The 8,488-nt window shown below is 40.8% G+C and carries 8 protein-coding genes and 1 pseudogene; 3 read left to right on the forward strand and 6 right to left on the reverse strand.

Annotation, left to right across the window (positions count from 1 at the left end):
- Window positions 1-193, forward strand: a pseudogene (locus FTT85_RS17500) (IS4 family transposase); the annotation flags it as partial.
- A gap of 244 nt (window positions 194-437) precedes the next feature.
- On the opposite strand, the gene FTT85_RS17505 reads toward FTT85_RS17500, so the two are convergent.
- Window positions 438-710 (reverse strand): hypothetical protein, encoded by a 273-nt coding sequence (locus tag FTT85_RS17505; protein WP_180184068.1) that lies wholly within the window; start codon window positions 708-710, stop codon window positions 438-440.
- 225 nt (window positions 711-935) lie between these two features.
- On the opposite strand from FTT85_RS17505, the gene FTT85_RS17510 reads away from it, so the two are divergent.
- The gene (locus FTT85_RS17510; RefSeq protein WP_180184069.1) at window positions 936-1,577 is read left to right on the forward strand and encodes a YitT family protein; all 642 of its coding nucleotides are present in this window, start codon (window positions 936-938) and stop codon (window positions 1,575-1,577) included.
- Between the two features lie 497 nt (window positions 1,578-2,074).
- Here the strand turns inward: FTT85_RS17510 and tyrS are convergent, their stop codons facing one another.
- Window positions 2,075-3,307, reverse strand: coding sequence for a tyrosine--tRNA ligase (tyrS, locus tag FTT85_RS17515; protein WP_171262600.1), 1,233 nt, complete (start codon window positions 3,305-3,307; stop codon window positions 2,075-2,077).
- Between the two features lie 63 nt (window positions 3,308-3,370).
- Here tyrS and FTT85_RS17520 point away from each other — a divergent pair, with 63 nt between their 5' ends.
- A complete protein-coding gene (locus FTT85_RS17520; protein ID WP_078189534.1) occupies window positions 3,371-4,498 on the forward strand; it encodes an anhydro-N-acetylmuramic acid kinase in 1,128 nt (375 codons plus the stop codon).
- A 99-nt stretch (window positions 4,499-4,597) separates the two neighbouring features.
- Here FTT85_RS17520 and FTT85_RS17525 read toward each other — a convergent pair whose 3' ends face one another.
- From FTT85_RS17525 to FTT85_RS17540, 4 genes are all read right to left on the reverse strand, one after another.
- Window positions 4,598-5,884 (reverse strand): lytic murein transglycosylase, encoded by a 1,287-nt coding sequence (locus tag FTT85_RS17525; protein WP_180184070.1) that lies wholly within the window; start codon window positions 5,882-5,884, stop codon window positions 4,598-4,600.
- 730 nt (window positions 5,885-6,614) lie between these two features.
- Window positions 6,615-7,736, reverse strand: a complete 1,122-nt coding sequence (locus FTT85_RS17530; RefSeq protein WP_111886091.1) for a 5-(carboxyamino)imidazole ribonucleotide synthase — start codon at window positions 7,734-7,736, stop codon at window positions 6,615-6,617.
- A 16-nt stretch (window positions 7,737-7,752) separates the two neighbouring features.
- Window positions 7,753-8,265, reverse strand: a complete 513-nt coding sequence (gene purE / locus FTT85_RS17535) for a 5-(carboxyamino)imidazole ribonucleotide mutase (protein ID WP_078189531.1) — start codon at window positions 8,263-8,265, stop codon at window positions 7,753-7,755.
- A 113-nt stretch (window positions 8,266-8,378) separates the two neighbouring features.
- The coding region (locus tag FTT85_RS17540; RefSeq protein WP_180118533.1) for a zinc ribbon domain-containing protein at window positions 8,379-8,488 on the reverse strand (110 nt) is incomplete at its 5' end.

The raw sequence follows: 8,488 nt of genomic DNA on the forward strand, positions 1-8,488 counted from the left end.
AATGGCAACATGATCGGAAAAAAGCGATAAAAATAAAGAAGCATGGACGACTTTCAGTAAGTTTATTTCGCTACGGTTTGGACTATGTTCAAATGGCTATTCTACGTTTGATTGGTTTTGGAAAAAAGAAGAATTTAAGAAAGTGCTAGCAATTTTAAGAAAGAAAAAGCCTGATAGGACAAGGATCCTATGAAATTTGTCGTGTACAGAGGCATTTTTTATAAATTTTTAGCAAATAGTCGATATTTAATTAAGTAAATTTCTTATATCTAGCAAATCTTTTTCAGCGCTTTTAAATCTAATAAAAGTAGCTTTGATTATTTATTGATCATTAGTCTACTTTTCTTCCTCAAAGCACATCATTTTTTTCTGTCATCACACCTATTCAAGCTTTATAGACATTTTTTTGCGTGCATTTTTATATTTCCAAGCATTTTTTAACGTTCAAATGCTAAATGTTGCATGACTTCCAAGATGACTTGTTGCTTTCCACGGAAATCCTCGGCAGAAAATAGCAGCTTGGCACGTCGAGGGAGTTGTTCTCGTACCAATGCAAATAGTTGGTACTGTGCTGCGATATCCAAATCATGTAATTGTTGCTGCGCCTCACAAAATAATGCTCTTTTATGCTGTGTAGTTTGGTAGTCAAATAAATACCTCAAGATTCGATCAATCTGTTCATCATGATTATCGGTATTGTAATACGCCATGTTGTTGCTCTTTTTTGATTTTTGACCATTGTTCCATAAGGCCTGTTTTTGCAAAAATCATTTTAATTACATGCTTAGTCATTTTTGCTGATAAAAATACAGCCTATTTTATTTGAATAATCACTATTAACGATCACAGTCATAAAAAGCCACTATTTTTGGGCTTTAGACGCATAGAGTGCAGGCTGCGTTTTACGTACACTCTTTTTATTTTTTAGGTGCAGGATGCCAACACAGTTTTTTCCACGCTTATTCTTACTATTAAGCGGATTAGGATTATTGGCTTTTGGTGTCGTACTCTCTATACATTCAAATTTAGGGACATCCCCTATTTCCTCGGTGCCCTACAGCTTTAGCTATATCTTTCCACTCACCGTCGGCACATTAACAGTATTGATGCACATCGTCATGATCCTGCTGCAAATGCTGATCTTAAAATCACGCTTTCAGTGGATACAGTGGCTGCAATTACCCGTGGGAATTTTGTTTGGTGCATTTATTGACGGTTTAATGTGGCTCACCCAAGGCTGGAGCATAGAAAGTTACCCACTTCAACTCCTGGCTTGCTTGGCAAGTTGCCTGATTACCGCTTTAGGTGTGAGCTTAGTGGTCAAAGCCAGTCTAGTCCTCTTAGCCGCAGAAGGTCTCTATCAAGCCATTGCTATTCGTTATCGCCTTGATTTTGGCAACTGTAAAACCTATGGCGACATTGTCTTGGTCAGTATTGCAGTTATCAGTAGCGGGCTAGTCTTACATCAAGTCATCGGAGTCCGTGAAGGCACCATTATTACCGCACTTTTAGTCGGGACTTTAGTCAAGCGGATCTTACCTAAATTAAGCTTCATTCAATTTGGCTCTAAGCCCTAAAACAAAATTCCATGAACATCGGTCTTAGTAGAGAGACATTTTAAAGCTCGATTGAATCGGGCTTTTTTTCTGGCTCGATTAAAATCTTTAATACAGAAATGAATGTGATTTTTGAAAGGAATAGCTCAATTTTACAAATAAAAAAGGGAAAGATCTCTCCCAAAATCTTTCCCTTAGAATTGAATCTTTAGTCGATCCATCGTGTAGTTATTATAGTTATTTGTTAACTCACTAAAAAAAGAGTCCCTTGGGGAAGAGACTTATAAAAAGTGGAGTTATGATTATGTACCCTCTAGATGGTATATATATCTCTCTAGATGAATAAATCTTATACATAAAATTCGAGAAATGCAACACATTTGGCAAAATTTAAGTGTTGTTTTTATAAGGTTTTTTTTGAATTTGCTTATTTATATTATTAATATATTAATTGGTAAAAAAAAGCAGGCCGAAGCCTGCTTTTAATTCAATAACTTAACTAAAAATTCAAGAATTTATTAGTCGGTAAAAGTTACTTTTGCGATCGCTTTTTTGCTCGCTTGGATAATCAAAGTTTTGTTTTCTGACACAGCATAACCTGCATCAACCACTTCCCAATCCACTTTCACCGCGCCACGACCAATTGCATCTTTTGCTTGAGCTGCATTTTTAGTCAAACCCGCTTCACGCAAAATAGAAGTAATGAAAATCTCACCACCAAATGCGCCACGAGAAATCGTCACTTCTGGTGTACCTTCTGGAAGTTCACCTTCAGTAATCAAGTTACCTGCGCCTTTGTGCGCATTTGCTGCAGCTTCTGCTCCATGGAAACGCTCAACCAATTCAAGTGCAAGAATTTTCTTCACTTCTTGTGGGTTACGGCCTTCAGCCACTTCTTTGAGCAACTGTTGAATTTCTTCAATCGATTTAAAGCTCAATAAGTCAAAGTAACGTTCGATCAAATCATCTGGCATTGACAGCACTTTTTGGTACATCGCACCCGGTGCATCAAAGACTGCAATATAGTTACCCAAAGATTTAGACATTTTATTTACGCCGTCTAAACCTTCAAGAATCGGCACAGTAATGCACACTTGAGACTCTTGGTCATAACGGCTTTGTAATGTACGACCCATCAGCAAGTTAAAGGTTTGGTCTGTACCCCCCAACTCTACATCCGCTTCTAGTGCAACTGAGTCATAACCTTGTACCAATGGATATAAAAACTCGTGAATCGCAATCGGTTGATGACTGTTATAACGTTTAGTGAAGTCATCACGTTCCAACATACGTGCCACAGTTTGCTGTGAAGCCAACTGAATCAAGTCAGCAGCAGTTTTTTGACCAAACCACTCTGAGTTAAACACAACTTTAGTTTTCGCAGGGTCAAGAATCTTAAATACTTGTTCTTGATACGTTTTAGCATTTTCTAAAACTTTTTCACGAGACAACGGCGGACGCGTAGCGCTCTTACCCGTTGGGTCACCGATCATGGCTGTATAGTCACCAATCAGGAAGTAAACTTCATGACCTAAATCTTGGAAAACTTTTAATTTATTAATCAGAACCGTATGACCTAAATGTAAATCAGGTGCAGTCGGGTCAAAACCCGCTTTAATTTTTAATGGGCGATTCTGCTTTAATTTCTTAAGAAGATCTTCTTCAGAAATAATCTCATGTGTGCCTCGTTGAATGAGGGCAAGTTGTTCTTCAGCCGGCAGGAAATTTGACATCACAAAATCCAAATAGATCAGTTATACAATTTGTGCGATATACTAACACTTTTTCAGCACATTGCAGGCTTAAGAATCATCATGACAGCGATCTACATTGGGGTAATGACCGGCACAAGCATGGATGGTGTCGATATTGTTGCTGCTTCTTTTGATCCTTTAGAGATTCATGCGACGCTCACACTTCCCTTTGACCCAGACCTTCGTGATGAACTAATGGCTCTCACCTTGCCTGATGACAACGAAATTGATCGTATGGGTAAGGCAGACGTTGCTTTAGCTCAAATGATCGGTCATGGCATCAATGAGTTGATCGAGAAGAATCAGCTAGATCGTAGTCAAATCAAGGCGATTGGCTCACATGGACAAACCATTCGCCACCGCCCTGAACATGGTTTTACCCTGCAAATTGGCGACCCCAATATTATTACCGAACTCACTAAAATCCCGGTGATTTCAGACTTCCGCCGCCGTGATATGGCTGCAGGCGGTCAAGGCGCACCTTTAGTTCCTGCGTTTCATCAAGCGCTTTTCCAACATGACACTATTCACCGTGTGATTTTAAACTTGGGTGGCATTGCCAATGTCAGCATGTTACCTGCGGGTAAACCTGAAGATGTCTATGGCTTTGATACAGGTCCAGCTAACATTTTAATGGATGCTTGGTGCGAACGTTATACTGGTCAGCCCTATGATGAAAATGGGAACTGGGCAGCTTATGGTCAACCTATTCGCAGTCTGCTCGACCGCTTACAAGCACATGAGTTTTTCTCTAAAGAACCGCCAAAAAGCACAGGTCGTGAAGACTTCAATCTAGAATGGTTAGATGAACAGATTCTCGATTGGCGTGGAGATCTCGAATATGACGAACTCGAAGATACACCAGAAAACATTCAAGCAACCTTAATGAAACTCACCACACGTGCCATTAAAAAAGCCATTTACCGTTCTGATATGGATACTGGTGAAGTCTATGTATGCGGTGGTGGTGCATACAATTCGCACCTATTAGAGCAACTGCGCTGGCGTTTACGTAAACATGAATGGACGGTACAAAGTACCGCCGATTTAGGCTTAAGCCCAACATGGGTGGAAGCCACAGCCTTTGCTTGGTTGGCGATGCGCTTTGTCAATCAGCTTAGTGCAAATTTACCAAGTGTGACTGGTGCTGCTGGCTATCGTATCTTAGGTACAATCACTGCGGTTTAAGAGTCAAAAACATATAAAAAAGGTCTGCAATTGCAGACCTTTTTTATATAGACAAGCTTTTATATATATTGACTACTATATAAAAAGCATAGCTCAAACTTAATTCATCATTGCCTTGGCATGCTCATTACGAAATGCCCGTAAAATCTGCTGTCCCGCCCGACCTGTTGGACTTAAACCCAGTCGATTTTGCTCTTGTCGAATTGCTTGACGGGTTTTATCTCCAATTAATCCATCAACTTTACCGATGTCATAGCCGCGGTTAAGTAAAAATTGTTGAATCTCACGTCGTTCCGCACGTGAAGTCCCAGGATCATCGGTTGGCCATGTCGTACTAAAGCCACCCTTGCCTTGCAAGCGATCGGATAAATGCGCAATCGCTAATGCATAACTCTCTGCGGCATTGTAGCTATAGATTGCATCGAAATTTTTAAACACCAAGAACACAGGCCCACTTGCCCCAGCCGGTGCCATTAAACCTGCTTGGCTCGATCCAGAAAGGTTACCTTGTATTAACGGTGTACCATCGGCACGCTGCAAACCACGATTCATCCAGCTATCTAATGACTTTTTATTACGGCGACTTTCACCACTGATCGACATTCCTTCGGGAATTTTTACTTCAAAGCCCCACGGCTGACCAGTTTGCCAACCACGCTTTTTCAGGAAGTTGGCTGTAGATGCCAACGCATCCGTGGTACTCGACACCAAATCACGGCGGCCATCACCATCAAAATCCACGGCCAGTTCTTCATAGGTACTCGGCATAAATTGGGTATGACCAAATGCACCTGCCCACGAACCTTTCAATTGAGATTCATTTAAATCACCACGCTGCAAAATCCGCATGGCTGCAAAAAACTCGCCACGGAAATAGCTTTGACGGCGTCCTTCACAACTTAAAGTGCCCAATGACTGTAATAAAGGATAGCTACCCGCAATATCACCAAAATTACTCTCCACACCCCAAACCGCGACCACGGTTTCAGCAAGCACACCATAAGCCGCTGCGACACGGTTTAATACATCACGATGCTGCGCCAATTTCTGCTGACCTAGTTGTACACGCTCTTCATCTACCAGACCGGACAGATAGTCCCAAATCGGAGTTGAAAACTCAGGCTGATAGTTGAGCTTTTCAATCACAGAATAATCAGGTGTTAAATTTTGCGTATAGCGATCATAAGTTGACGCACTCACACCTGCATTAATCGCTTGCGAGCGCAAATTGGCTAAACAACCTTGAAAGTTATTTTGTGATGAAATGCTGCTTGTTGCAGGCATACTCGACGAATTGACAGACTGACCATTAATAATCAACTCGGCATTTGCCTGAGTTATTGCCAATAAAGCAGTCCCGAAAACAAATCCTAAGTGATGCTTCATACCCTTGATCTTTTTTTGAATTTAAATTGTTGCTTTAACAATAGCATCTCAAAGCAAAAGTTAAAGGTTCAAAACGTAAATTTAAATTCATAATCTCTACTTATTTAAATTCATTTTTGAAATTTGAATTCAAAAGCAGTTATCCACAACCCAGTTTTAAATTCACTACAAACCAAACAACGGTTTAAATTTAAATTTAAAACTTTTAAATTTAAAAATAAATCGCATGTAGAAAAAGTTATCCACAAATTCAAAATAGCGTAACAATTCATCTTTATTGTTAATAATCAAAATATTATAGCTTTTAAAAGCACTTTCTACAGATCCAATAATTCTGATCAACTTTTAAATTCAAATTTTTAAATTTAAACACAGCGAAATGAATTCATTTTTTGAAATTTAAATTCATAAACTTTGAATTCATTGTTTTTGGCATAGGATTTTTTGAATTCAAATTCATAGTTTAAATTTAAAAACACAGTTTGAATTCAAAACGCATTAGTTATTTTTGATTTTGATTCACATACATCGCAGACTATTGATACACAAAAAACCATACGAAGATTAGCGCAGAATATTTATAAACGAACGAACACTTTATGATCCATAGTTTCTTATCGTTTCAGCGATAAACGGTGTGATTTTGCAAAGAGGCGCAATGATGCCCGAACTACAGCAATAAAAAAAGCGGCCATGTGCATGACCGCTTTTTTATCATTCAAACACAGGTTTAAATGGTCATATCTTCGCTAAGTGCCAGTGGATTCGGCAAAATTTTCGCCAAAGCACGACATAAAGCTGTTAATTCTGCAGTATCGTTCGGCATTAATGTGATGTGACCGATTTTGCGACCTTCACGCTCTGTTTTGTTATACAGATGCAAATGTGCGCCATTCAGTGCCAATACATCTTCAGACTTCGGATGTTGGCCAATGATGTTTACCATGACCGTTGGACGAACAACTTCAGTTGAACCCAAAGGTAGACCTGCTACAGCACGAATGTGGTTTTCAAATTGTGAACACACTGCGCCTTCAATCGACCAATGCCCCGAGTTATGCACACGTGGCGCCATCTCATTGGCATATAAGCCTTTATCCGTCACAAAAAGCTCTAGCGTCAAAACACCGACATAATTCAAATGATTGAGCAGGCGAGTAATGTAATCTTGCGCAACTGGTTGTAAGTCTGCACTGTTTGGTGCAGGCACAATCGAATGCGACAAAATGCCGTTGTGGTGGTGGTTTTCCGCCAATGGCCATGTTTTCACATCACCATCTTGACCACGCACCGCAATGATTGAGACTTCACGTGAGAAGGTTACAAAGCTTTCCGCGATCAATTCACCTGCAGGGCCTAGTTCAGCCCATGCTTGATCCATTTGCTCAGCGCTACGTAGCACAAATTGACCTTTACCGTCATAACCGCCACGCGATGTTTTCAGTACGATGGGTAAACCCAACTCAGCAACAGCAGCTTGTAAACCCTCGAAAGATGTCACGGCCTTATAAGGTGCAACTGGGATAGCCAATTCATCAAACAAAGCCTTTTCGGACAAACGATGCTGTGCAATCGCTAAAGCTTGGCGCGGTGGGTGCAATGCTTTGTTCTTGGTCAACACATCAACATCTGCTAACGGAGTATTTTCAAACTCTAAGCTGAAAACATCTGCGCTCTGAATGAAATCTTGCAAACCATTTTCAGCTTGAGTCGAAATCACTGGACCTAGCGCTGCAGAAGGGCAGTCGGTACTCGCTTCAAAGAAGGTGCATTGAATGTTTAAAGGCAATGCCGCTTGCGCCATCATGCGACCAAGCTGGCCACCACCAAAAATACCAATGGTTTTATCCATGAGAAATGCCCCTTAATTAAGCTTGACCCGGAATATTTTTACTCGCCACTTTATCGGTTTGCGCAGCACGGAAATCTGCAACATTTTTTGCGATTTCAGGCCGTGTTAAACCTAAAATTTGTGCAGCCATGATCGCCGCATTGGTTGCACCCGCTGGGCCAATGGCCAAAGTACCGACAGCAATCCCTGCAGGCATTTGTACAATTGAAAGCAGTGAATCAACACCATTTAGAATCGATGATTTTACCGGTACGCCGAGTACAGGCAAATCAGTCTTGGCTGCACACATGCCTGGCAAATGTGCTGCGCCGCCAGCACCGGCAATAATTACTTGAATACCACGATCACGTGCGGTTTCGGCATATTCGAATAATCGATCTGGAGTTCGGTGTGCAGATACTACTTCCGCTTCAAATGGGACGCCAAGCTGTTTGAGCATATTGGCAGTGTTTTCTAGCGTTGCCCAATCCGATTGAGAACCCATGATAATTCCAACGAGAGGAGTGTCTTGTGAAGCGGCCGCATTCATTGCAATGTTTCCAGAGATTAAAGTAAGAGAGAGTAAATCTCGACTAGAGCCAAGCTTTAATAAGAGCCCCGTATTATAGACTGAAAATTCATCTCATTGACATCCTCACCCCCTTAAAAGAGGATGATTCCTACAGCTAGACGCTTATGCCCAAGCGCAAGAATGTTTAGAGCTGAGTTTATATCTCGATCATGAGCTGTACCACAGCTCATGCACTCCCATT

It is taken from the genome of Acinetobacter sp. YH01020, from assembly GCF_013420275.1.
Classification (GTDB): Bacteria; Pseudomonadota; Gammaproteobacteria; order Pseudomonadales; family Moraxellaceae; genus Acinetobacter; species Acinetobacter amyesii.